Consider the following 23,884-nt stretch of genomic DNA (forward strand, 5'->3'; position numbering starts at 1 on the left):
AGTTGGAAATGAAATCTACTTTTTCCTACCCAGAATGGGACAAAATTCCAAACATTGATCTCTATTTGGACCAGGTCCTACTTTATGTGAATAAAGTTTGTTCCCCTATTTCTCTTGCTAAAGAGAAAGGTTTAACTGCATCAATGGTGAACAACTATGTCAAACACGGCTATATCAGCAAACCTGAAAAGAAAAAATACCAACGCAAACAAATCGCCCGATTGATTGCTATCACAACGCTCAAGTCTGTTTTTTCAATCCAGGAAATTGCTCAAACCCTGAATACCCTACACACAGAGACTAACTCACAAGAACTTTACAATGCTTTTGTGGACTATATGAATAAAGATATTGATCCAGCTAATCCAATCATTCAAGCAAGCTGTCAAACGGTCAAACTTTATCATCAAACACTTGCACTAGTCTATACAGAAACCCAAGAGGAGGAAACAAATGAATACTAGTTTTAAACTGAGCAAGCGCCTTAGTTTTGGAGAAGAAATAGCAAACAGTGTCACCCATGCTGTAGGAGCACTTATCATGCTGATTTTGCTCCCTATCTCATCGACTTATAGTTATGAAGCTCATGGATTTTTATCGTCTGTCGGTGTGTCCATCTTCGTCATCAGCCTCTTTCTTATGTTTCTTTCATCGACTATTTATCATTCTATGGCTTATGGTTCCACTCATAAGTATGTCTTGCGCATTATCGACCATTCCATGATTTATGTTGCGATTGCAGGTTCTTATACTCCTGTCGTTTTGACCTTGATGAATAACTGGTTTGGTTATCTGATTATCGCCATTCAGTGGGGAACAACTATTTTTGGTATTCTTTATAAAATTTTTGCCAAAAAAGTCAATGAAAAATTTAGTCTAATTCTCTACTTAATCATGGGTTGGCTAGTTGTGGCTATCCTACCAGCAATCATCAGTCAAACAAATCCAATCTTTTGGACTCTTATGGTATCAGGTGGGCTTTGCTATACAGTTGGTGCTGGTTTTTATGCTAAGAAGAAACCTTACTTCCACATGATCTGGCATCTCTTCATTCTGGCAGCTTCAGCTCTCCAATACATCGCCATTGTTTATTACATGTAAAAATAGGCCGGGAAAATCCCGACCTATTTTTATTTGCACATATTGATAAAATATTGATGCAAGCGAAGATCATTTGTCAATTCCGGATGAAAGGAGGTCACTAGCATATTCTTTTCTTGAGCAGCAACGATTTGATTGTTCACAATCGCTAGAACATCAACACTGTCACCAACACTACTGATAATAGGGCCACGGATAAAGGTCATTGGAATTTTACCAACGCCCTTGCAGTCTGCTTCTGTATAAAAGCTTCCTAGCTGACGTCCATAGGCATTGCGCTCTACTACTATGTCCATAGTCGCTAGATGGCTTTCCTCTTGAGAAGTGATTTGTTTTGCTAGCAAAATTAAACCCGCACAAGTTCCAAAGACTGGTAAACCATTGAGAATAGCCTCTCTTATAGGAATTAGCATCTGCTGATCTCGCAACAGTTTCCCCATAGTTGTAGACTCTCCCCCTGGCAAGATTAACCCCGAAAGGTCACTCTGGTGTTGCTGAAAGTCTTCTAGATTTCGCAGTTCAATACTTTCAACTCCTAGTTTGGCAAGGACTTTCTCATGCTCTACAAAGGCGCCTTGCAAGGCCAATATTCCAATTTTCATCTATTTTCCTCGCTCAGCCATGAGAATTTGGATTTCATTCTCATTGATACCAACCATGGCTTCTCCCAAATCTTCTGAGATTTGAGCTAAAATTTGAGGATTCTGATAATTGGTAACTGCCTTGACAATTGCTGCCGCACGTTTAACAGGATCACCTGATTTGAAAATCCCTGAGCCAACAAACACACCTTCTGCACCTAGCTGCATCATAAGAGCAGCATCTGCAGGTGTTGCTACACCGCCTGCTGCGAAGTTCACGACTGGTAGTTTTCCATGTTCGTGAACGTATTGAACTAATTCTACAGGTACTTGGAGTTCTTTTGCTGCGACATATAACTCGTCCTCACGGAGGTTTTGAATGCGACGAATTTCTTGATTCATCATACGCATATGACGAACCGCCTGAACAATGTCTCCTGTTCCTGGTTCCCCTTTTGTACGGATCATCGATGCTCCTTCAGCGATACGACGCAAGGCTTCTCCTAGATCTTTAGCACCGCAAACAAAAGGAACTTGGAATTCTTTCTTATCCACATGGAAACGATCGTCAGCTGGAGATAGCACCTCACTCTCATCGATATAGTCAATCTCGATGGCTTCTAAAATCTGTGCTTCAACAAAATGCCCAATTCGAACCTTGGCCATAACTGGAATGCTGACTGCGTCTTGGATTTCCTTGATCATCTTTGGATCGCTCATACGAGAGACACCACCAGCTGCACGAATATCAGCTGGGATTCGCTCCAAGGCCATAACAGCTGCCGCACCTGCAGCCTCTGCAATTCTTGCCTGTTCAGGATTTTGAACATCCATGATGACGCCACCCTTAAGCATCTGTGCCAAATTTTTATTTAATTCATAACGATTTTCAGTCATTTTCTCATCCTCAATAGTTGTATTGGTAGCTACAATTTTATTTTAAGGTAGAAATGACTCAAGTACAAGATAAAAAAAATTGATTTGTCCGGGTACAATTATATCAATCATCAAAAAAGTACCCATATAAGGTACTCTTATTTCTTAGATTTTTTAATGTTTTTAACAAGATAAAACAGATATCCTGAAACCATATAGGCAACAAAGATAGTAGCTGCCCATCTAAAGACAAAGCCCCAACCATGTTTGGTAGCATTCAAAAAGAAATAAGGGAAGGGACTATCCTTAGCGTTAGGGACATCCATCTTTAGAACAAAACCGTTTAAGATGGCAAAAATCATATAAAACAAAGGAAGGCTGGTCCAAAGCATGGGATCAAACCACTTATATTGACGACTCTTATCAAAAATAATTGTATCTGCTAAAAACCAGAGAGGTACGATATAATGACAAAGGAAATTTTCCAAACGGTAAAAATCTGTCGTCAAGGGAGCTAGCATGAAATGATAGATGACGCAGGTGATCATGATACTCATGGTAACGCCACCTTTGAGACGTAGAATACCAGGACTCTGCCAACTATCACCGCCACTACGCATCTTTAACAAAAGATAACCTGTAAAGATGACAACCAAAAGGTTGGAAAGGACTGTATAGTAAAGCAACATCCCTAAACCACCACGTTTGGTAATTTCCAGATATACCCCTGTAAATGCTGCGAAAAACAAGAGAGTCCGACTGAAAAAAATAAGTTTATTCCAAGCAGTCATGATTAAATCTTTTTAACAAATTCTGATTTCAATTTCATAGCACCAAAACCATCAATCTTACAATCGATGTTGTGGTCCCCCTCAACAATACGGATGTTTTTAACACGAGTTCCTTGCTTAAGGTCTTTTGGTGCGCCTTTTACTTTGAGGTCTTTGATTAGGGTTACTGTGTCTCCATCAGCCAATTTATTTCCATTAGCATCGATAGCAACAAGGCCTTCTTCAACCTCAGCTTGCTCAGCAGGATTCCATTCATAAGCACACTCTGGGCAGACTAGCAAGGCTCCGTCTTCATAGACATATTCTGAATTACATTTTGGGCAATTTGGTAGATTGTTCATTTTATCTCCTTCTATTTTCATGATGGTTTGATTGTCAAATTTTCGTTAACAAAGACTATTATACCTTAAAATTAAAAATTTGACAAATTGCTAAAAAACCGACTCACCACTATCGTGGTCAATCGGTTAAAATTTCAAATTAAAAATGTTTGACTGCTTCTGATTTAATTTTTTCGACAACTTCTAAAATACTTAGTCCTGTCGTGTCCAGATAGATTGCATCATCTGCCTGCTTAAGAGGCGAAGTTTCACGATGACTATCTTTATAATCACGCGCAGCAATCTCTTCTTTCAAAGTTTCCAAATCTGTTTCGATCCCCTTTGAAAGATTTTCCTTATAACGTCGTTCTGCACGTTCATCTACTGAAGCAACAAGAAAAATCTTCAATTCAGCCTTAGGCAAGACCACTGTACCAATATCTCGACCATCCATGACGATTCCGCCTTGTTGGGCAATTTCTTGCTGGAGGGCTACCAATTTTTCACGAATAGCTGGAATGGCTGCAAAAGCAGATACAGCATTAGTTACTTCATTTTCTCGTATTGGATTGGTAACATCAACGTCTCCAACAAAAACAAGCTGTTCTCCTGTTTCGGCACGACCAAAACTAATCGGATATTGTTCCAATAATTCAAGAAGTCGAGATGACTCTTCTGGGCTTACTTGGTTGTTTAAAGCAATGTAAGTCGCAGCACGATACATGGCACCTGTATCCAGATAAGTATAGCCAAAGTCCTTAGCGATAATCTTTGCTACTGTACTCTTACCACTTGAAGCTGGACCATCAATAGCGATCTGAATTGTTTTCATTCTAACTCCTATCTTGTCTTAAGGACATCACCAGGATTTGCAAACCAAGTTCCTGAAGACATATGACCAGGGTTCAAGGCTTCAAGCTGGGCAATAGAAATGCCTGCTCTAGCTGCAATAGCTGCCTCACCTTCACCTGCAAGGACAGTAATGGTTCCCTCAGCATTTGTGTGTTCCTCTGAACTACTTGAAGAAGTTGATTCTGCTTCAGAACTTGATGCTTCAACTGAACTACTTGATGATGTTGAAGAAACTTCCTCTACCTTAGGCGCAGAAGAATCATGAAAATCTTTCAAGGCTGCCGTACGATCACTTCCACCGGATGACAGGTAGATTAGAATAGCAATCATACCGACAACGATAACAAAGAAAATACAAGCCAAAATCGTTAAAATACGATTAGCTCCTACTCCTGATTCCTTATTTCCTCTGCTTCTGCGTTCCGAACGACTTTCCTCGATATCGTAAATATCTTCTTGCCACGGTTCCTTTTCCATACCTTACTCCTTGTTTTTTTTCTAATTTCTTATTACAATATAAATATGAAAATCACACTTATACCTGAACGATGCATTGCCTGCGGGCTATGCCAAACCTATTCTGATTTATTTGATTACCATGATAATGGTATAGTGCGTTTCTATGATGATCCTAATCAACTAGAGAGACGTCCCAGCTAGTGAAGAGCTACTGGAAGCTGTAAAACAGTGTCCTACTCGCGCGCTCATCAAAGATTAATTTGTCATCAGTGGTGATTCGATTTCCAAATACCACTTCCTCTAGTTTAGCATATTTTTCCAGAAAATTATAGTCTTTTGAAGGACTTATTTTTAGCAAATCTTATCTTGACTCACTCTGTTCTTTTATCAGATAGAGGGGTCTTTTTTTCGTTTCCAGATAAATTTTACTGATATATTTTCCGAGAATCCCAATCGTCAATAATTGGACACCACCAAGAAATAGAATGACAGCCATCAGAGAGGTCCAACCAGAAGTTGGATTGCCAAGTAAGAGAGTACGGACAACTACAAACAGTGTCATCACCAAAGCCAGAAAACATGATGAAAGACCAGCAACAAAAGCTAATATCAAAGGAAAATCTGAAAAATTCACAATCCCTTCAATAGAGTAGAAAAAGAGTTGTCTAAAGCTCCAACTAGTCTTACCTGCCCGCCTTTCAACATTAGGGTATTCTAGATAGTGAGTGCGAAAACCAACCCAAGCAAAGAGCCCTTTGGAAAAGCGATTGTATTCTGTCAATTCCAACACTGCATCCACAACTGTTCTTCTCATCATTCGAAAATCACGGACACCCGATGGAAGAGCTACTGGGCTAATTTTTTGCATAAAACGATAAAAAAGATTGGCGCAGAAACTACGTAAAAAGGGTTCACCCTCTCGACTAGTTCTCCGAGTTCCAACACAATCCAAGTCTGGATTCTGATCTAGTAGTTCTTTCATCTCAAGCAAGAGGCTTGGTGGATCCTGAAGGTCTGCATCCATAACCACCACCAAGTCTCCACTTGCTTGTTGTAAACCTGCATATATGGCCGCTTCCTTCCCAAAATTTCGCGAGAAAGAGATATAATGTACTGCAGGATTTTTCTCTCGATAAACCTTTAGAACGTCCAAAGTCTTATCAATCGAACCATCATCTACAAAAATGTATTCGATTTCTGTTTCCAAATCTGGGATCAGTGCTTCAAGAGTTTGATAAAAAAGAGGAAGTACTTCCTCTTCGTTTAAACATGGGACTATGATTGAAATCATCATCTTAGTCTTCAAATCCGTTTGGATGCTTACTTTGCCAACGCCATGCGTCTTCACACATTTGAGTAATACCAAGTTCTGCTTCCCATCCTAGCTCTTCCTTAGCTTTTGCTGGATCTGAGTAGCAAGCTGCAATATCACCTGGGCGACGTTCAACAATACGATATGGAATAGGACGTCCGACTGCTTTTTCCATATTTTGGATAATTTCAAGAACTGAGTAGCCTTTTCCTGTACCAAGGTTGTAAATGTTTAGTCCTGAACCTTTTTGAAGCTTCTTAAGGGCGGCAACGTGTCCTTTTGCTAGGTCAACGACGTGGATATAGTCACGAACACCTGTTCCATCTTCAGTATCGTAGTCGTCTCCAAAGACCTGAACTTGTTCCAACTTACCAACTGCAACTTGTGTAACATATGGAAGGAGGTTATTTGGAATACCGTTTGGATTTTCACCCAAATCACCGCTCTTATGCGCACCGATTGGGTTGAAGTAACGAAGTAACACAACGTTCCATTCTGAATCTGCTTTATAGATATCTGTCAAGATTTCTTCCAGCATTAGCTTGGTACGACCATATGGGTTGGTAGCTGAAAGTGGGAAATCTTCTAGGATTGGGACTGTATGAGGATCTCCATAAACAGTTGCCGATGAACTGAAGATGATATTCTTACAGTTTGTCTCTTCCATAACTTTCAAAAGACTGACAGTTCCAGCGATATTGTTATCATAGTAGGCAAGTGGGATACGAGTTGACTCACCTACAGCTTTCAAACCAGCAAAATGAATCACACCTGTTGGTTCTTCATGTTTGAAAATATCACGAAGTGTATCTGTGTCACGAATATCTGCTTCGTAGAAAGGAATTTCTACCCCAGTGATTCTTTCGACTACTTCAAGACTTTTACGACTACTGTTGACCAAGTTATCCACCACAACAACCTGATGTCCAGCTTGGACCAATTCAATGACAGTGTGAGTTCCGATAAAACCTGCTCCACCTGTTACCAGAATTTTTTCTTGCATTTTATTTCCTCAATTCTTGGATTATTTTTTTCATTTTACCATTTTTGATAGGGAAAGTCATTTGCTATCCTAATCCTATCGTAAAAACTAGGTAAAAGGTTTACTATTGTTTCTTTTTAATGTATCTTTCAGTCGGATAATCTGCTGGATCCAATACTCCTTTTCTCCCTTGAAGCATTTGAGCTAGATGATAACCGATAATAGGACCAGTCGTTAAGCCTGAAGATCCTAGACCACTTGCTGTATAGACTCCTGATAAGTTTGGAACCTGTCCGAAAAATGGAGAAAAGTCACTCGTATAAGCCCGAATTCCTACACGTTCACCAGATGAAATTTCCTCAGCCAGGGCTGGATAAAATAGACTCGCCGCCACAACCATTTGATCGAGCAAGGTTTCATCCACTGTCAAGTCAAAGCCCATATCATTTTCATGAGTAGCCCCTAGAGACAACTTCCCACCCGGAAATGGAATCAAATCCCACTCACCTTCCGGCATGACAACAGGATAGCTTGCCATGTCTAAATCAACCTGATAATCTCTAAGTTGACCTTTTTGAGGACGAACATCAACTTCATAGCCTAAAGGTTCCAAAATGTGTCCAAGCCAAGCTCCTGTGGACAAGATAACTTGGTCAAACATTTGATTGTCTATTTGATAACCCGAAGCTAAGGGTTTTAGACTGACCTCTTGCTTTACGACCTTCACTTGACTGGCTTCCAGTAATCGATTCACTAGGAGTTGCCCATCTACTCGAGCTCCACCAGAAGCATAGAGCAATCTCTCAAATCCCTTTAGACCAGGGAATAGGCTGCTTGCAGCAGCTTGGTCCAAAATGGCTAATTCGCCAATTAAGGGAGATTCATCTCTACGTTGCAAGGCTAAGTCATAGAGTTCCTCGAGCTTGGAATCATCTTTTTTGAGAAGGAAGACTCCTGAGCGCTGGTAGAAATCAACCTTTTGACCAGTTTTTTCTAAATCAGCTAATAAATCTACATAAAAGTCTGCTCCTAGGCGAGCCATCTTGTACCAAGCTTTATTACGTCGTTTAGAGAACCAAGGACTGATGATTCCTGCCGCTGCCTTGGTAGCTTGTCCGTATCCATGATCAAAGACAGTTACTTCGACATCTGTTTCTTTAGAGAGATAGTAGGCAGCTGTTGCCCCTACAATTCCTGCTCCTACAATGGCAACTTTTTTCATTGTCTTTACCTTCTAACTAGATATGATGGAATGGATTGGTAGAAGCCTGACTTGCGACTACTTCTAGCGACCAAGCATTCTCTTCCTTCCATTCGTTCAAGAGCGCTGCAATTCTTTCCACAAAAAGCACTTCGATATAGTGGCCTGAATCTAATGCCAGCAAACCGTCAGATAACATATCCTGGGCAGTATGATAATAAATATCACCAGTGATATAAAGATCTGCTCCTTTTGCTAAAGCATCAGAGTAGAAAGATTGCCCACTGCCACCACAGATAGCAACTCTTGAGATTGTTTTTTGCAAATCACTCTCATGATAATACACCATACGAAGGCTATCTAGATCAAAGACTTCCTTAACATGATCTGCAAATTCCTTAAATGTTTGAGGTCTAATCGTTCCAATACGGCCAATCCCACGTTCAGAACCTGTTTCTTGCAGATAAGTTGTATCCTCAATACCCAATAGTTGGCAGAACCAATCATTGAGACCATTTTCAACAATATCAATATTAGTATGACTGACATAGACTGCGATATCATGCTTGATGAGATTGATATAAATCTGATTTTGAGGACGACTAGCTACCAAGTCCTTAATCGGACGAAAGATAGGTGCGTGCTTAACGATAATCAGATCAACACCCTTGTCAATAGCTTCAGCGACTGTCTCTTCACGGATATCAAGAGCAACCATAACCTTTTGAATTTCCTTGTCTAGGGTGCCAATTTGTAGACCACGACTATCACCTTCCATAGAAAATTCTTGTGGGCAATAGGCTTCATAACGCTTTATCACTTCACTTGCTTTCATGGAGCACCTCCTTAATGGCTTGAATTTTATCTGCCAGAACCTGACGTTCTTCTTGATTTTTTTCTGGAATTTGACTAAGGGCAAACTCAAGCTTAGCAGCTTCTTTTTGCCATTTTTGGATGAAGACTGGACTGACTTCTTTGGACAAGAAGGGGCCAAAGCGGACATCAGTTGCTGATAGATTCATTTTACCAGCTTCTGCAACTATAATCTCGTAAAATTTCCCAGCTTCTTTTAGAATACTTTCTGCTATGATTTGAAAACCATGCTCTTGTAACCAAGAACGCAACTCATCTTCTCGATTATTGGGTTGAAGAATCAAACGCTCAACATTGGCAAGTTTGTCTAATCCTTCTTCTAATATTGTAGCAATCAAATGACCACCCATTCCAGCAATAGTGATAACAGAGACCTGGTCAGCCTCTTCAAAAGCATCCAAACCATTTGCTAGGCGAACCTGAATTTTCTCAGTTAAACCATGACTTTTAACATTTGTAACTGCAGATTGATAGGGACCTTCTACAACCTCTCCTGCAATGGCACAATCGATGTGACCTTTTTCAACTAGTTCAATCGGTAAATAAGCATGATCGCTCCCGACGTCCAGTAAAACGGCTCCTTGGGGAACAAAAGAAGCCACCGTTTCTAATCTCTTTGAAATCATCTTCTCTCACTTTCAAAAACTCTATTTCCCTTTATTATACCATATTTTGTCTAGCAATCCTGTACCTAAAAAAGACCGCAATCAATGATTGCAGCCTTTCTTTATTTTTTAGCTTGATAACGACTTGTCAAGATAAAAATCACAGTAAAGATTAACATCAAGATGCCATAGACAGGTAATGTTTGACCTGTAAGAGTTGAAATTTCAAGTAATTTTTGGATTCTTGGAAATAGAGCAGTTCCAAGGAAGCCACCAACTGACCAAATAATCAAGAGAACACGCCATAGACTAAATGGCAAGCAAGCTCTAACTACTGATAAGAAGCCAATTGAGGCTAGTAGATAATACAGAAGTGTCGAAATTTCAATCGCTGACCAACCTTGACTTGTTCCAAGAATTTTAACAAAGAGAACACTAAAGACTACCATCAAGGCACTTGGTAGTGCACGGAGCATGGATTTTCTGAGGAAGTTTTGTTCTACTGGTTTAATATTTCGCTCAAAGGTCAATACGAACGGTGGGAAGCCTTCCACGAACTGGTCAATCATGGTAATCTGAATCGGAATGAATGGGAAAATTAAAATCCATTCAGTACGTCCCAACAAAGCACTCGCAATACAGATGACTGCCAATAAGAATGAATAGATGGTCTTGATCAAGAAAATTGGAGCAATGTGGGCAATGTTATTGACCACACGACGACCTTCAAAGAGAATCTCAGGGACATCATTAAAGTCTGAGTTCAAGAGGACCAGATTTGCAATCTGACGAGTCGCTGGATCTCCTTCAGCCATAACGATGGAACAGTCTGCCTCACGAAGAGCTAGAATATCATTGACACCGTCTCCTGTCATTGCAGTCGTATGACCTACTTTTTTCAACGTTTGGATGATCAGTTTCTTTTGATGAGGAGAGACACGTCCGAAAATCGCTGTCTCCTCAGCCATGGCAACCAACTCTTCATCAGTAATTTTCGAGCAATCTACGTAGCTGTGGTAGTCTGCAAAACCAGCTTTTTGAGCAATACTTGAAACAGTAACTGGATTATCACCAGAAATAATTTTCAAGCCCACTTCCTGAGAACGAAGATAGTCTAGAGTTTCAGCTGCCCCTTCTCGGATTGGGTCTAGAATCTCAAGCAAAGCCAAGGCTTGCATATCCGATGGTTTCTGTGGCTTGTGGTGATCAAGTTTTTCTTGACTGAGGGCCAGAACTAAGACACGAGATCCTCGTTCAAGAGCTTCTCTAGCCTCAGGAACTTCAGCATCCAACAACATCTCTGGTGCCCCTAGAAAAACAGTTCCAAGACCTTCCAACTCCATTGCTCCCCATTTACGATCGCTTGAAAATGGAAGACTAGAAATCATCGGATAAGCTACTTGACCTTGAAAACGTTGACGGATAGCTTGAGCTGTAGGATTTTTATCCTCGCTGTTTGCCATATAGCTGGTTAGTATGTCGGCAATAGCATCCTTGTCATAAGCCTGGGTCAGAGGAAGAACAGTCTCAACCTGCATCTTCCCTTGGGTGATGGTACCTGTCTTATCCAAGCAGAGCATATCCACGCGCGCTAGGGTTTCAACAGAGTACATCTCCTGCACCAAGACCTTTTTCAAACCAAGCTTGATAACAGCGGTTAAAAGAGAGGTAATGGTCAAGAGGGCAATCCCCTTAGGCAACATTCCCAAAAGAGCTGTAGAGGAATTCACTACAGAAGACTTGAGTGGCAGACCTTTTAAGACCAAAGCTTCAAGCAAGAGGGCAATTCCAAATGGAATGATGATTTTTCCAGTAAAGCCTGCTAGCTGGTCTAGCGATTTCATGATACGAGAATTGATTGGTTTAACTGTCTTAGCTTCAAGCATGAGTTTAGCTGCATAGTTATCTGCTCCTACATGATGAACCTGAGCGAGGACAGAACCACTGGCAAGAAAACTACCGGACAGCATTAAGTCTTCTACTTCTTTTTGCACCAAGTCGCTCTCGCCCGTTAACATGGCTTCATTGACTTCTGCAAAACCTTCTAATACAATCGCATCACTTGGAATTTGATCCCCTGCAGACAAGCGAATCACATCATCCAAAACAAGCTCTTCTGGATTCAAAGCAATCTCTTGTCCATCACGGATAGTCGTAATCTTTTCTTTATTCAAGAGATTGAGCTTATCAACCATATGTTTGGCACGTAGCTCGGTTACAATCCCAGAAAATGCATTAAAGCAGATAACCGCAAAGAAAACCAGGTTGCTCCAGGCTTGAACAAAAGCGAGCGCTAATGCAATAGCAAAGTTTAAAGCATTAAAGAGAGTAAAGACATTTCGTTTTACAATCTGCCAAGTACTGGTACTAGCTGATGCTTTGAAATCATTGACCTGTCCCTGTTTCTGACGTTCATTAACTTCTGATTGGCTTAAGCCTATAATTTTATTTTTATCCATAAATTCTATCATATCATTTTTTTAAAAATAATTCTAATTTCATATGAAGAGCAATTCAGCCTAAACAAAAAAACATTTGCTTGTCCTAGTATGATAAGGTATAATAAAAGAAAGAAAATTGAAGGAGACACCATGTTTTATACTTATCTTCGTGGGCTGGTTATGTTGATTCTTTGGTCTATCAACGGTAATGCTCACTATCATAATACTGATAAAATTCCGAGTCAAGATGAAAACTATATCCTAGTTGCTCCCCATCGTACTTGGTGGGATCCTGTCTACATGGCATTTGCGACCAAACCAAAGCAATTTGTCTTTATGGCTAAAAAGGAACTTTTCTCTAATCGAATCTTTGGTTGGTGGATTCGAATGTGTGGTGCCTTTCCCATTGACCGGGAAAATCCTAGCGCTTCGGCTATCAAATATCCTATCAATGTCCTTAAAAAGAGCGACCGATCTCTCATCATGTTTCCAAGCGGTAGTCGTCATTCTAACGATGTCAAAGGTGGCGTAGCTCTGATTGCTAAAATGGCCAAGGTTCGCATCATGCCAGTTACTTATACTGGTCCAATGACCTTAAAAGGACTCATCAGTCGTGAACGTGTCGATATGAACTTCGGAAATCCTATCGATATCTCGGACATTAAGAAAATGAATGATGAAGGAATTGAGATGGTTGCTGAACGTATCCAATCAGAATTCCAACGTCTGGATGAGGAAACAAAACAATGGCACGATAACAAAAAAACAAATCCTTTGTGGTGGTTTATTCGCATACCAGCACTGATTCTTGCTGTCTTAGTTGCGATTATTACCATCATCTTTAGCTTTATCGCAAGTTTTATCTGGAATCCAGAAAAAAACAAAATCAATTAGGTTAGAATAAAATGGCTGAGGGATATTCTCTTAAGCCATTTTAGTTTGACTGACATCTGATTACTTTTAAATAAAACATTTTATTGACAAAGATTTGATTCTATAGTATACTTTTTAAGTAAGCTGATTTAGCTCAGTAGGCAGAGCGCATCCATGGTAAGGATGAGGTCGCCGGTTCGATCCCGGCAATTAGCATTGTTCATCAGTTCCTTGGTATAGGAACTTTTTTTATTGACATTTTTTCGACTTTATAGTAAAATAGAATTTGCGATGAGTCGATATGTAGCGAGAGCTACTATTGAGCAAAGGAGGTCATAACGCAGGAGCGGACCTTGAGAAATTGTGTGAACCAATTTCTCACATGGAGATGCCTCTCAGGCTTTCTGGTTTTTCCAGAGAGCTTTTTTTATTTTCCTAAACACTATTAAATACTATCTTTTAGCAATCCTTTCTGCACAAACAGTAATAAGCTCAAGCCTCAATCATACACTTATAGACTTATTATCCAAAAAATCCTAGCTAGGTTTAGTCATAAAGATAGAAAGATGACCATTGCAATCTATAATTACAGCAAAAGTTACAGGGCAAACTGTATTATATACCTTAGAATTGAAAGGAAAATGATATTTTTGCCCCTCGTCACAAAAAAAGACCTATCACACAAGCTAGAAAGCTTGATATGATAGGCTTTTTAATATTAGATTAACGTACAGTGCGGATACGCATTGTGTTAGTACGAACTGCTTCACCAAGTGGCACACCTGCAACGATAACGATATCGTCACCAGATTGTACAAGACCTGCTTCAACTGCTTTACGTTCAGCAATTTCGAACATGTCATCAGTTGATGATGGAGCTTCTGTCAACATTGGGATAACACCCCAGTTCAACATCAATCCACGTTCTGTCAATTCGTCAAATGTCAATGCCAAGATATCAGCATTTGGACGATATTTAGAGATCAAACGTGCTGTGTGACCAGTCTTAGTAAGAGTTACAACCAATTTGATGTCCATTGAGTTTGTAGCGTCTTTAACTGCTGAAGCCATAACTTCTGTCTTAGAGTTACGTTCAAATGAATCTGAATTCAAACGTCCGTATTCGTTAAGAAGAGTTTGAGCATTCTTATCGATAGTTGCCATTGTACGAACAGACTCAAGTGGGTATTTACCATTTGCTGACTCACCTGAAAGCATTGTTGCGTCAGTTCCGTCGATAACAGCGTTAAATACGTCTGATACTTCTGAACGAGTTGCACGTGGTTTTTCAGTCATTGTTTCAAGCATGTTTGTTGCAGTGATAACAACTTTACCAGCAGCGTTCACTTTAGTGATGATCATTTTTTGGTAAACTGGAACCATTTCGAATGGTACTTCGATACCCATGTCACCACGAGCGATCATGATACCGTCAGCAGCTTCAATGATTTCATCCAAGTTATCGATACCTTGTTGGTTTTCGATTTTAGCGAACAATTGAACGTGACCGTTACCAGTTTCTTCACAGATTGCACGAACTTCATTCACGTCTTTTGCAGTACGTACGAATGAGATCGCGATGAAGTTGATACCTTGTTCAAGACCGAAGCGGATATCAGCGTTATCACGTTCAGCAAGAGCTGGGAAAGGAATTTTAGTGTTAGGGATGTTCACACCTTTTTGTTTAGCGATCACACCGTCATTTTCAACTTCAACAACAAATTCACGAGTTGCATCGTCTTTTTCTACAACACGAAGACCAAGTTTACCATCGTCAACCAATACTTGACGACCAACTTCAACATCATCATAGATGTCAAGAGCTCCAGCAACGTTCAAAGCAATCACTTCACGAGTTGATTTGATTCCTTGTTTAGTTGCAACACGGATTTTTTCACCAGTTTTGTATGAATACTCTTTAGCTTCACCTTCGAACAATTCAGTACGGATTTCTGGTCCTTTTGTATCAAGAAGGAAACCAACTTTTTTACCTGCAAGTTTTTCTGCAAGTTTAACAGTTGCCATACGGTCACCTTGTTCTTGGTGGTCACCGTGTGAGAAGTTGAAACGGAAAGTGTTAGCTCCTGCTTCAATCAATTGAGCAATGTTTTTAGCTGAAGCTTCAACGTCAAGTTTTTCACCCCAGTATCCGTCATCACCAAATTTTTTACCACCGCGGATTTCTACCGCAGGACCCAAAGTTGCAACGATTTTTACACGTTTGTTCATGATTTTGTGACTCCTTTATATAATTCGACCTTTTATGGTCATTTTACCAGATTAGTTAAAGTTGATTATGACAAGCTCTTGTTCAAGTCAGAAAGTTCAATATCAGCTTTGTGAGGGTTGTTAACAACGATCTTACCATCAACTGTTAGGCTAAACAAAGCTCCTTCTTCTGCAGTTCCAAGAATTGGATTTTCAACCATTTTCTCGTTACGGATACCAACAGCGACACCACCGATTCCTTGTTTAAGAAGTTTAACAGCGTGTGCTCCCATACGTGACGCCAATACACGGTCACGAGCAGTTGGAGATCCACCACGTTGGATATGACCAAGTTCAGTTACACGAAGGTCGCTTGTATCTCCAGCTTCTTTTAGTTTTTGACCAAATTCAGCCGCTGACATAACACCTTCTGCCAAAACGATAATGTTGTGTTTCTTACCGTGTTCATATCCAGCCTTGATACTTGCTACGATGTCTTCCATCTTGAAGCCTTCTTCAGGGATGATAATTTCATCAGCACCTGTTGCAATACCAGCCCAAAGAGCGATATCACCAGCGTTACGTCCCATTACTTCAACTACGAAAGTACGACGGTGACTTGATGATGTATCACGAATCTTATCAATGGCATCCATTGCAGTCGTAACTGCAGTATCAAATCCGATTGTGAAATCAGTACCTACGATATCGTTATCGATTGTTCCAGGAAGTCCAATAGCAGGGAATCCATGCTCAGTCAGGCGCATAGCTCCATGATAAGAACCGTCACCACCGATAACCACAACACCTTCGATACCGTGTTTTTTCAACTGCTCAATCCCTTTAAGTTGACCTTCGAGTTTTGCAAACTCAGGGTAACGAGCAGAGTGAAGGAAAGTACCACCACGTGAAATGATGTCTCCTACTGAAGCAGCATCAAGTGGATAAATTTCGCCGGCAACCATACCTGCGTATCCATCATAGATACCAAAAACTTCCATTCCTTCTGAAATTGCTTGACGAACTACTGCACGGATAGCAGCATTCATACCAGGGGCGTCTCCACCACTAGTCAAAACAGCAATACGTTTCATTTGGTTTTGCTCCTTTTTCTTTAACATTCTAACTGATTATACCATAATTAAAGTTAAAATTCTTTTATTTTCATTGATTTTTAACGATAAATCGTTTTCATAACTATCTGACTTAAAGATTCCTGTAAACTAACATCTTTTGCAACAAAATAACTCGGTAAAAGGACATTTTTTTGTTCATTTTCGTAGCGAATGATGACTGGAATTTCTCCCTTATATTGCTCTAAAATATGATAAATTTCAGTATCATGTTCATGATCAGCAGCCTGTATCCAAAATCGTTCACTCACTGCTTCTTTTAGATTATTTAACACTAATTGAAGTCGACCATCTCTTGCCTGTACTTTTCCATTAAGGTAGTAGAATCTTCCTTCATGTAAGTGATTTTTAAATTGGCGATACTGGTCAGAAAAAACTGTGACTTCAAGCTTAGTTTTACTATCACTAACTTTCAGAAAAGCCATGTTTTCACCTTTTTTAGTTCTGATTACTCGGATAGACTGAATCTCAACGAGTACTGTAGCTGTCTGTCCTTCAAATAGTTCAGACAAACTCACAATTGGGTACAAAGGATTCTTTGATAAGATCAATAAAGGATGCGGACTGATACCTACTCCAAGCCACTCCTGTTCCTTACGAAACTTCTCGACTTGCGTAAAATCCTCACTCTCAAGCCAATTGTAGCTATTATCTGCAAACAAACTACCCAATTCTTCCACAAAAATAAATAAAGTAGGTAAGTTGGATAAGATTTTTTGGCGATTTTTTTCAAAACTATCGAATAAACCAATCTCGACTAGGGGAGTCAAGAGACTCAACTTCTGATAATTTTTAGGCAAGTGAGTGACAAAATCTTCAACACTTATAAAAGGACGATTCTCTAAAATCCAATAGGCAAAATCTCGAGGCATCCCCTTGATGCTCTTAAGTCCCAAGTAAATAGTCTTGTCTGTCAATTTATCCTGATATGGGATTGTATTGATAGAGAGTGGTGTTAGTTCAAAACCCATTTCAAGGGCATCGAGAATATAATCTCCACTAGCATAATTCAGCATGACTTGATAAAAGATTTCTGGGTAATGTGTCTTAAAGTAGGCAAGCTGAAAGGCTAAAGCTGCATAAGCATAGGCATGGGAACGGTTAAAACCATAACCAGCAAATTTTTCCATGACAGCAAATACCTGCTGAGCCTGCTCTGCTCCGTGGCCTTTTTCAAGGGCACCTTGAATGAAGCTCTCTTGCATTTGATGCATTTCCGCAGCATTCTTTTTCCCCATAGCCCGACGTAAAATATCGGCTTTTCCAAGGCTAAAACCAGCATAACGCTGTGCTACTTGCATTACCTGTTCTTGGTAAAGCATAATGCCATAAGTTGGAGCCAGAATATCTTCCAAAACTGGGTCCAGAACTGTTACCTTTTCTTTACCATGTTTTCGAGCTACAAAGTTGTCGATATAGTCACTCGCCCCCGGTCTGTTGAGGGAAGTCGTTGCCACTACTTCTTCAAAGCTTTCAGGCTTCACGCGCTTTAATAAGCGAATAGCACCAGGTTGTTCAAACTGAAAGATTCCCTTGGTCTTCCCAGCTGCAAAGAGGGCTAAAGTTTCCCTATCCTCAAGGTCAATTTCCTCAATCCTTAACTGAATTCCTTGAGTTTCAAATAAGAGCTCCTGCATTTTTTGAGCGAAAGTTAGGTTTCTTAAGCCCAAGAAATCCATCTTGAGCAAACCATTTCCTTCAACTCCATGAGCATCATACTGGGTAATGAGCATATCCTCACCATACTTAAGAGGGATATAATCCGTTAGATTTTTATCACTAATCACGACACCAGCAGCGTGGATAGAGGTCTGTCGAGGATAGCCTTCTATCTTTTTGGCAATTTCAAAAGCCTTTTGGTACTCAATCTTACTTTGAATCAGTTGTCTAAATCCTAGATTGCCTTCATAGGCGCTTGTCAAGGTATCTTTGAAACCAATTTTCTTGGTTATGGATGTCAACTCGTACTCGGGAACACCATACCGTTTAAAAACATCTCGGATAGCCTGTTTGGCACCAAAAGTCGAGTAGGTGACTATCTGAGCAGCGTGAATACTACCATAACGGTCACGAACATAGCGGATAAATTCAGGACGATAGATATCAGGAATATCAATATCGATATCAGGCATGGTATAGCGTTCACGATTTAAAAAGCGCTCAAAGATAAGATTCTTAGCTACAGGATCAATACCAGTAATATTTAAGGCATAGGCCACTAGACTTCCAACTGCAGACCCGCGTCCCATCCCCATGTAATAACCTTGAGACCGACCGAAACGTAAGAGATCCCAGACAACCAAGAAATAGTCATCGAAGCCCATGTCATGAATCACAGATAGTTCTTCTTCCAAACGTTCCTGATAAACCGAATCGAGTAAGCCTTTCTGTTCCAAGCCCTTAATAGCTCTTTCGCGCAACTCTTCAACAGCAGGACGCTCTGGATTGAAACGTGGAAGCTTGAGACTACTATCAATCTCATAAGTAGTTGCTCCAATCAGTTCAGAAAGATTTTCTAAGACTTGCGGAAACTTTTCTTGAAATACTTGCTCTAAGCGATCAGTAGGTAAAAACATGCCCTGTTGCGATTGAACATCCACCTCTCGCAAGGTCACATTTTCCTTAATCGCCTTGAGCATTTGAAGCGTTTCTAAATCCTCAGATTCGAAGGAATTAACACGATAAAGTGGGAGGATGGGTTGAGAAAAATTCGACTGAGGTGTATCTGGATATACTCCGATATAATAGTCATGCCCTAAGTCCAAGGAATCAATTGCAGAATAATAGGGAACAATAACACAAACATCCTCTAGATAAGGAGAAAAATCAGTCCATTCCTTTTTACCTGTCATTTTTAGAGTCGAAATCTTCATGAGATTTCGATAGCCATGATTTGACAAGGCTAAAAATCGAAGGTTGACGAGTTCCTCCTTATGATGAACAGTCACCTCAAGACCTAATAAAGGCTGAATCCCTTGCTTTTGGCACTCTTTGATAAAATAATAGGCTCCATAGAGATTGTCAACATCCATGATTCCAAGTGCTGAGTAGCCGTATGCTTTTCCTTGGTCAACATACTTCTGAATAGAAATCATACTCTCCATGAAACTATAAACCGTTTTAGTATCAAGTTGTGCAATCACTCGCTATCACCTCCCTTTTTCTCTTTATATTATACCATTTTAGAAAATAGAAAAACAATTTCTTTCTTCCCTTGTAGAAAAAAGAACCACAGTTGAATTAACCGTGATTCCCATTCATTATTCTACCTCTAGGATAGGATTTGTAGCTGTCAAGTGACTGATCTTGCCACTAACACCAAAATATTTACCAATTTTAGTATGTAATTCTAGCATTTCTTCCCGATCTCGTGATGTCTGTTCTTCATTGATAGTTAAAACAGCATCTTTGGTTTCTTCCGTTAACATGGTTCTTTGGGCTTCACGCCAGTTTAAACAGCGACAAACCGTATCTTATTCTTCAAAATAAATCATTTCATCAGCTAATGCAGGAGCATCACTTTCAGCCCCTAGTGGAAGAAGGATTCATTACTTCGTGCTCTTCCAAGAAGTCACCAACAATCTTAGCTAAATCCTCTTCCCCACAAGGTACTGCGTAAGAAAGTGAAACGCTATTATAGATATCTACCAAAAGATTTATTGGATTACATTCTCTTTCTTGACTCACACGCTTTAATAAAGCTTCAATAGAAGAACGAGCACATTTTTTTGTTTTGAGTTAAGTGAATGCCTGACGCCATTCTTTTTCTTTCATTCTACTACAAATTCAAAAAACGAGTAGCCTACAAGCTACTCGATAGGAACTATAATGAATTTTCACGAATCACTTCTACCTTGTATCCATCTGGATCTTTGATAAAGTAATAGTTTGGTTGAGTCCCTGGAAGTCCATTAGGTGCTGTTACTTCATAGCCTTTGTCGCTATGTTCTTTATGAAGAGCCTCAAGGTCAGGTGTACTTAGGGCGATGTGAGCAAAACCGTCACCGACAACATAAGGTCCGTGATCATAGTTGTAGGTCAACTCCAACTCATAATCATCACCTTCAAGTCCAAGATAAACAATAGTGAAAGCATAGTCTGGAAAGTCTCTACGACGTAATTCCTTAAAACCAAAGGCATCCTGATAAAAAGCGATTGATTTTTCAAGATTTTCAACTCGCAAGCAAGTGTGTAGCATTTTAGAAGCCATTTTTTTCTCCTTTGTTAAAAAAGACTGGGACAAACTTGTACCAGTCTTATGAATAATTATTTACCAAGTTTTGCTTTAGCTGCATCTGCAAGAGCTGTGAAAGCTGCTGCATCGTTAACAGCCAAGTCAGCAAGCATTTTACGGTTAACTTCGATCTCAGCCAATTTCAAACCATGCATCAATTGTGAGTATGAAAGTCCGTTCAAACGAGCTGCCGCATTGATACGTGTGATCCACAATTTACGGAAGTCACGTTTCTTTTGACGACGGTCACGGTATGCATAGTAGTAAGAGTTCATTACTTGTTCTTTTGCAGTACGGAACAAGATGTGTTTAGCTCCATAGTAACCTTTTGCTAATTTAAGAATACGTTTACGACGTTTGCGTGATACAACGCCACCTTTAACACGTGCCATGTTTTATTTCCTCCAAATATTTCCTAGAATTGTTTACTTACAAATACGCGATTATTTCAAGCGAGTAAGCATTGCTTTGATACGTTTGAAATCTCCTGAATGCACCATAGATGCTTTACGAAGATGACGACGTTGTTTTTTAGTTTTTCCGTGGAAACGGTGAGATGTGTAAGCACGGAAACGTTTAAGTCCACCAGAACCTGTACGTTTGAAACGTTTAGCTGATGCGCGGTGTGTTTTTTGTTTTGGCATGATTTTTTCTCCTTTATTTAACTTTCTGACAATTATTTTTTGTCAGTTGCTGGCGCCAATTGCATGAACATTTGGCGTCCATCCATTTTAGCACGTTGTTCAATGATTGCAATATCTTGAGTTGCTTCAGCGAACTCGGCTAAAACTTTTGCACCAATCTCTTTATGGGTGATCATACGCCCCTTAAAGCGAATGGATACCTTCACTTTGTTTCCTTTTTCAAGGAACTTGCGAGCATTGCGAAGTTTAGTTTCGAAATCACCCTTGTCGATAACTGGGCTCAAACGAACTTCTTTCACGGTCACAACGCTTTGTTTTTTGCGTTGCTCTTTTTGTTTCTTCTGGTACTCAAATTTGAACTTACCGTAGTCCATAATTTTCGCAACAGGAGGTTTAGCTTGAGGTTGAATGAGAACCAAGTCCACATTAGCTTCGTCCGCAAGTGCTTGCGCTTCGCTTAGTGGTTTGATACCCAATTGCTCACCTTCAAGACCGATTAAGCGAACTTCGCGTACACGAATTTCATCATTGATGAATAAGTCTTGCTTTGCTATGGTTTTCACCTCTTTTTTTAATTTAGAGAAAAACAAGAGCGGACTTGCTAACGCAAACCCGCACTACATGATTGTATTTCATTTCTGAAATTTGATCCGTAGGGGCCAGACAACGTTAGTCGCAAGGCGAGAAGTTCTCACTTCTGCTTTTCTCAACTTTTATATGATATCAAGTTTTCCCCTACTTGTCAAGATTAAAACTATCTTTTTTTAATTTTTTTAAATATTTGCCTACTGTGAACTTACTGGTTACGAGAATAGTAAATCTCATGTGGCTTCAAACGAGTGTTGAGTAGATCTGATACAGTCACAAAACTATATCCTTGTTCCTGTAGATACTCAATTACTTTTGGTAGTGAATTAACAGATGTTTGATGGATATCATGCATTAAAATGATAGATCCATTGCTTACCTGACGCTGAATTTCTGTCAAAATCGCTGCTTCATTTTTACTCTTCCAATCCAAACTATCCACATCCCACATGATAAAGCTTAAATCAAGGCTATTGCGAATATCATCTGAGATTGCTCCGTATGGTGGACGCATCAATTTAGAGCTTTTCCCAAGAACTTTTGTAATAGCATCTTCGGTATCTGTAAGCTGTTTCTTAGCGTCTTCCAATGACAGTTTTGTTAAAACCGGGTGATTCCAACTATGGTTTCCAACTTCATGACCTTCAGACTGCATACGTTTAAGAATCGACTCATTACCTGCAATATTCTTTCCTTGTACAAAGAAGGTTGCTTTGATCTTATACTTGGCTAGATTATCTAAAGCTTGTGGTGTTGTATTTCCATCTGGTCCATCATCAAAGGTAAGAGCTACTACTTTTTTATTTTTCTCAGCCTGAGCCTTCTTATAAAGTTCTGCATCCTTTTCAGTTAGATAGGACGATTGGATAACATCAAAGAAGTCTGAAATAGGCAAAGCTATTTCTTCTACATTATTGGTTGCTTTGATTGGATAAAGAACCAATTGACTATCTTTGTATGCAAACTTCCAAGATGATAAATCGCTAGCTGTAAAATCGGCTATTACTTGATCAACAAGAGTTTGTTCAATCTTTTTATCTTGGAGCGTTGACTTGATATCCTCAAGAAACTTCTCTTTAGCTTTGCTAGCATCTGTAAAGAGCTGATCTAATGTAAACAGGGTCCCATCTTCCTTAAGATAAAGCTGATCTAATGAGGTATTTTCTAATTCCACAACAGTAGAATCACTCAGGTCATAGGCCTGTTTTTTTACAAGATGGCTCTCCACACCTTTGATGGAAGAAGAATCTTTTTCAGAGTAGTAAAAAATCAAATGTTCTTTATCTTCTACCTTATCCGTAATATCTTTTACAATGATATCCTGAACAGAGGTAATCACCTTGTCCCCCGTCATAGGATAGTAGGTGATGATTTCTGCCTGCCCCTTACGAAAATGATCTTTCTGACTTCCTTGTGAATAGGAATCATCTTTTTCTTTTTTCAGTGCTTCAATTTTTTGCTCAAAAGCTTGCTTGGTCAAGACTTTATAAGCAATACCAGCACCTAATGTTAAGATTGTGAAGAATAGAAGCCCCACAATAATCCACAAATTTCTTCTCTTCTTGTCGTTTGCTTTACGGTTTGTTCTTTTTTTTGTCATAGTTTTATCATATCAAATCAGGCCTATAATTTCAATGATAAATAGGAAAATGTCCATTTTTTCAAAAAAGATAGGTAAAAGAAAGAGGTTGGGAAAAAAGATCCCTACCTCACTTTTTATTTACAATCAAACTTTGATGCGGTAGCTGATTGGACTTTTTGTTCGTCTTTTAGGCTCCAAAAACTCCTAATCATCTTCGCGGGTCTGGGA

The 23,884-nt window shown here is 39.7% G+C and carries 23 protein-coding genes, 1 tRNA gene, 2 pseudogenes and 1 other annotated feature; of the genes and pseudogenes, 5 read left to right on the forward strand and 21 right to left on the reverse strand.

Annotated elements, in window-relative coordinates:
• Window positions 1-8 precede the first annotated feature (8 nt).
• On the forward strand, window positions 9-464 hold the full coding sequence (locus ACESOD_RS05230; RefSeq protein WP_373094405.1) for a DUF1836 domain-containing protein: 456 nt from the start codon (window positions 9-11) through the stop codon (window positions 462-464).
• Entirely contained in the window at window positions 454-1,101 is a 648-nt protein-coding gene (gene trhA, locus ACESOD_RS05235; RefSeq protein WP_061863265.1) for a PAQR family membrane homeostasis protein TrhA, read from the forward strand. Before ACESOD_RS05230 ends, trhA begins: the two co-directional genes overlap by 11 nt.
• Before the next feature lie 29 nt (window positions 1,102-1,130).
• Here trhA and pdxT read toward each other — a convergent pair whose 3' ends face one another.
• From pdxT to ACESOD_RS05265, 6 genes are all read right to left on the reverse strand, one after another.
• A complete protein-coding gene (gene pdxT, locus ACESOD_RS05240; RefSeq protein WP_373094406.1) occupies window positions 1,131-1,703 on the reverse strand; it encodes a pyridoxal 5'-phosphate synthase glutaminase subunit PdxT in 573 nt (190 codons plus the stop codon).
• The gene (gene pdxS / locus ACESOD_RS05245; RefSeq protein ID WP_223339211.1) at window positions 1,704-2,579 is read right to left on the reverse strand and encodes a pyridoxal 5'-phosphate synthase lyase subunit PdxS; all 876 of its coding nucleotides are present in this window, start codon (window positions 2,577-2,579) and stop codon (window positions 1,704-1,706) included. It lies immediately after the preceding gene.
• A 137-nt stretch (window positions 2,580-2,716) separates the two neighbouring features.
• Entirely contained in the window at window positions 2,717-3,349 is a 633-nt protein-coding gene (locus ACESOD_RS05250; protein ID WP_373094407.1) for a Pr6Pr family membrane protein, read from the reverse strand.
• Between the two features lie 2 nt (window positions 3,350-3,351).
• On the reverse strand, window positions 3,352-3,690 hold the full coding sequence (locus ACESOD_RS05255; protein ID WP_045762909.1) for a zinc ribbon domain-containing protein YjdM: 339 nt from the start codon (window positions 3,688-3,690) through the stop codon (window positions 3,352-3,354).
• 139 nt (window positions 3,691-3,829) lie between these two features.
• Window positions 3,830-4,501 carry a (d)CMP kinase gene (gene cmk / locus ACESOD_RS05260; RefSeq protein WP_045762908.1) on the reverse strand — a complete coding sequence of 224 codons (672 nt, stop codon included), beginning with the start codon at window positions 4,499-4,501 and terminating at the stop codon, window positions 3,830-3,832.
• A gap of 8 nt (window positions 4,502-4,509) precedes the next feature.
• On the reverse strand, window positions 4,510-4,998 hold the full coding sequence (locus tag ACESOD_RS05265; RefSeq protein ID WP_000410178.1) for an SAG1386/EF1546 family surface-associated protein: 489 nt from the start codon (window positions 4,996-4,998) through the stop codon (window positions 4,510-4,512).
• A 45-nt stretch (window positions 4,999-5,043) separates the two neighbouring features.
• On the opposite strand from ACESOD_RS05265, the pseudogene ACESOD_RS05270 reads away from it, so the two are divergent.
• Window positions 5,044-5,239, forward strand: a pseudogene (locus ACESOD_RS05270) (ferredoxin).
• A 102-nt stretch (window positions 5,240-5,341) separates the two neighbouring features.
• On the opposite strand, the gene ACESOD_RS05275 reads toward ACESOD_RS05270, so the two are convergent.
• The 6 genes from ACESOD_RS05275 to ACESOD_RS05300 form a co-directional block, all read right to left on the reverse strand.
• A complete protein-coding gene (locus ACESOD_RS05275) occupies window positions 5,342-6,274 on the reverse strand; it encodes a glycosyltransferase family 2 protein (RefSeq protein ID WP_373094408.1) in 933 nt (310 codons plus the stop codon).
• A 1-nt stretch (window position 6,275) separates the two neighbouring features.
• Complete coding sequence (gene galE / locus ACESOD_RS05280) at window positions 6,276-7,295, reverse strand: UDP-glucose 4-epimerase GalE (protein ID WP_373094409.1); 1,020 nt, start codon at window positions 7,293-7,295, stop codon at window positions 6,276-6,278.
• 103 nt (window positions 7,296-7,398) lie between these two features.
• Window positions 7,399-8,496, reverse strand: a complete 1,098-nt coding sequence (locus ACESOD_RS05285) for an NAD(P)/FAD-dependent oxidoreductase (RefSeq protein ID WP_373094410.1) — start codon at window positions 8,494-8,496, stop codon at window positions 7,399-7,401.
• 16 nt (window positions 8,497-8,512) lie between these two features.
• A complete protein-coding gene (locus ACESOD_RS05290; protein WP_373094411.1) occupies window positions 8,513-9,310 on the reverse strand; it encodes a Nif3-like dinuclear metal center hexameric protein in 798 nt (265 codons plus the stop codon).
• Window positions 9,297-9,974, reverse strand: a complete 678-nt coding sequence (locus tag ACESOD_RS05295) for a tRNA (adenine(22)-N(1))-methyltransferase (protein WP_373094412.1) — start codon at window positions 9,972-9,974, stop codon at window positions 9,297-9,299. The genes ACESOD_RS05290 and ACESOD_RS05295 overlap by 14 nt, the downstream gene beginning before the upstream one ends.
• 101 nt (window positions 9,975-10,075) lie before the next feature.
• Window positions 10,076-12,412, reverse strand: coding sequence for a cation-translocating P-type ATPase (locus tag ACESOD_RS05300; protein WP_373094413.1), 2,337 nt, complete (start codon window positions 12,410-12,412; stop codon window positions 10,076-10,078).
• Between the two features lie 132 nt (window positions 12,413-12,544).
• Between ACESOD_RS05300 and ACESOD_RS05305 the strand changes: the two genes are divergently transcribed.
• Window positions 12,545-13,288, forward strand: coding sequence for a lysophospholipid acyltransferase family protein (locus tag ACESOD_RS05305; protein ID WP_373094414.1), 744 nt, complete (start codon window positions 12,545-12,547; stop codon window positions 13,286-13,288).
• Between the two features lie 122 nt (window positions 13,289-13,410).
• Window positions 13,411-13,483 (forward strand) — tRNA-Thr (locus ACESOD_RS05310).
• Window positions 13,484-13,990: 507 nt separating this feature from the next.
• On the opposite strand, the gene pyk is transcribed toward ACESOD_RS05310, so the two are convergent.
• The 9 genes and pseudogenes from pyk to pgdA form a co-directional block, all read right to left on the reverse strand.
• On the reverse strand, window positions 13,991-15,496 hold the full coding sequence (gene pyk / locus ACESOD_RS05315; protein ID WP_014713116.1) for a pyruvate kinase: 1,506 nt from the start codon (window positions 15,494-15,496) through the stop codon (window positions 13,991-13,993).
• A gap of 65 nt (window positions 15,497-15,561) precedes the next feature.
• Window positions 15,562-16,569 carry a 6-phosphofructokinase gene (gene pfkA, locus ACESOD_RS05320; protein ID WP_373094415.1) on the reverse strand — a complete coding sequence of 336 codons (1,008 nt, stop codon included), beginning with the start codon at window positions 16,567-16,569 and terminating at the stop codon, window positions 15,562-15,564.
• Between the two features lie 80 nt (window positions 16,570-16,649).
• Window positions 16,650-19,751, reverse strand: a complete 3,102-nt coding sequence (locus tag ACESOD_RS05325; protein ID WP_373094416.1) for a DNA polymerase III subunit alpha — start codon at window positions 19,749-19,751, stop codon at window positions 16,650-16,652.
• A gap of 117 nt (window positions 19,752-19,868) precedes the next feature.
• Window positions 19,869-20,373: pseudogene (locus ACESOD_RS05330) on the reverse strand (B3/B4 domain-containing protein); the annotation flags it as partial.
• Between the two features lie 58 nt (window positions 20,374-20,431).
• A complete protein-coding gene (gene gloA / locus ACESOD_RS05335; RefSeq protein WP_000157160.1) occupies window positions 20,432-20,818 on the reverse strand; it encodes a lactoylglutathione lyase in 387 nt (128 codons plus the stop codon).
• Window positions 20,819-20,874: 56 nt separating this feature from the next.
• Window positions 20,875-21,234 (reverse strand): 50S ribosomal protein L20, encoded by a 360-nt coding sequence (rplT, locus tag ACESOD_RS05340; protein WP_000124830.1) that lies wholly within the window; start codon window positions 21,232-21,234, stop codon window positions 20,875-20,877.
• 51 nt (window positions 21,235-21,285) lie between these two features.
• Complete coding sequence (rpmI, locus tag ACESOD_RS05345; protein ID WP_001125942.1) at window positions 21,286-21,486, reverse strand: 50S ribosomal protein L35; 201 nt, start codon at window positions 21,484-21,486, stop codon at window positions 21,286-21,288.
• A 32-nt stretch (window positions 21,487-21,518) separates the two neighbouring features.
• Window positions 21,519-22,049, reverse strand: coding sequence for a translation initiation factor IF-3 (gene infC, locus ACESOD_RS05350; RefSeq protein ID WP_000848177.1), 531 nt, complete (start codon window positions 22,047-22,049; stop codon window positions 21,519-21,521).
• 15 nt (window positions 22,050-22,064) lie between these two features.
• Window positions 22,065-22,195, reverse strand: a sequence feature (ribosomal protein L20 leader region).
• A gap of 87 nt (window positions 22,196-22,282) precedes the next feature.
• Window positions 22,283-23,674, reverse strand: coding sequence for a peptidoglycan-N-acetylglucosamine deacetylase PgdA (pgdA, locus tag ACESOD_RS05355; RefSeq protein ID WP_373094417.1), 1,392 nt, complete (start codon window positions 23,672-23,674; stop codon window positions 22,283-22,285).
• Window positions 23,675-23,884 lie beyond the last annotated feature (210 nt).

The organism is Streptococcus oralis (assembly GCF_964238205.1).
Lineage (GTDB): Bacteria > Bacillota > Bacilli > Lactobacillales > Streptococcaceae > Streptococcus > Streptococcus oralis_CZ.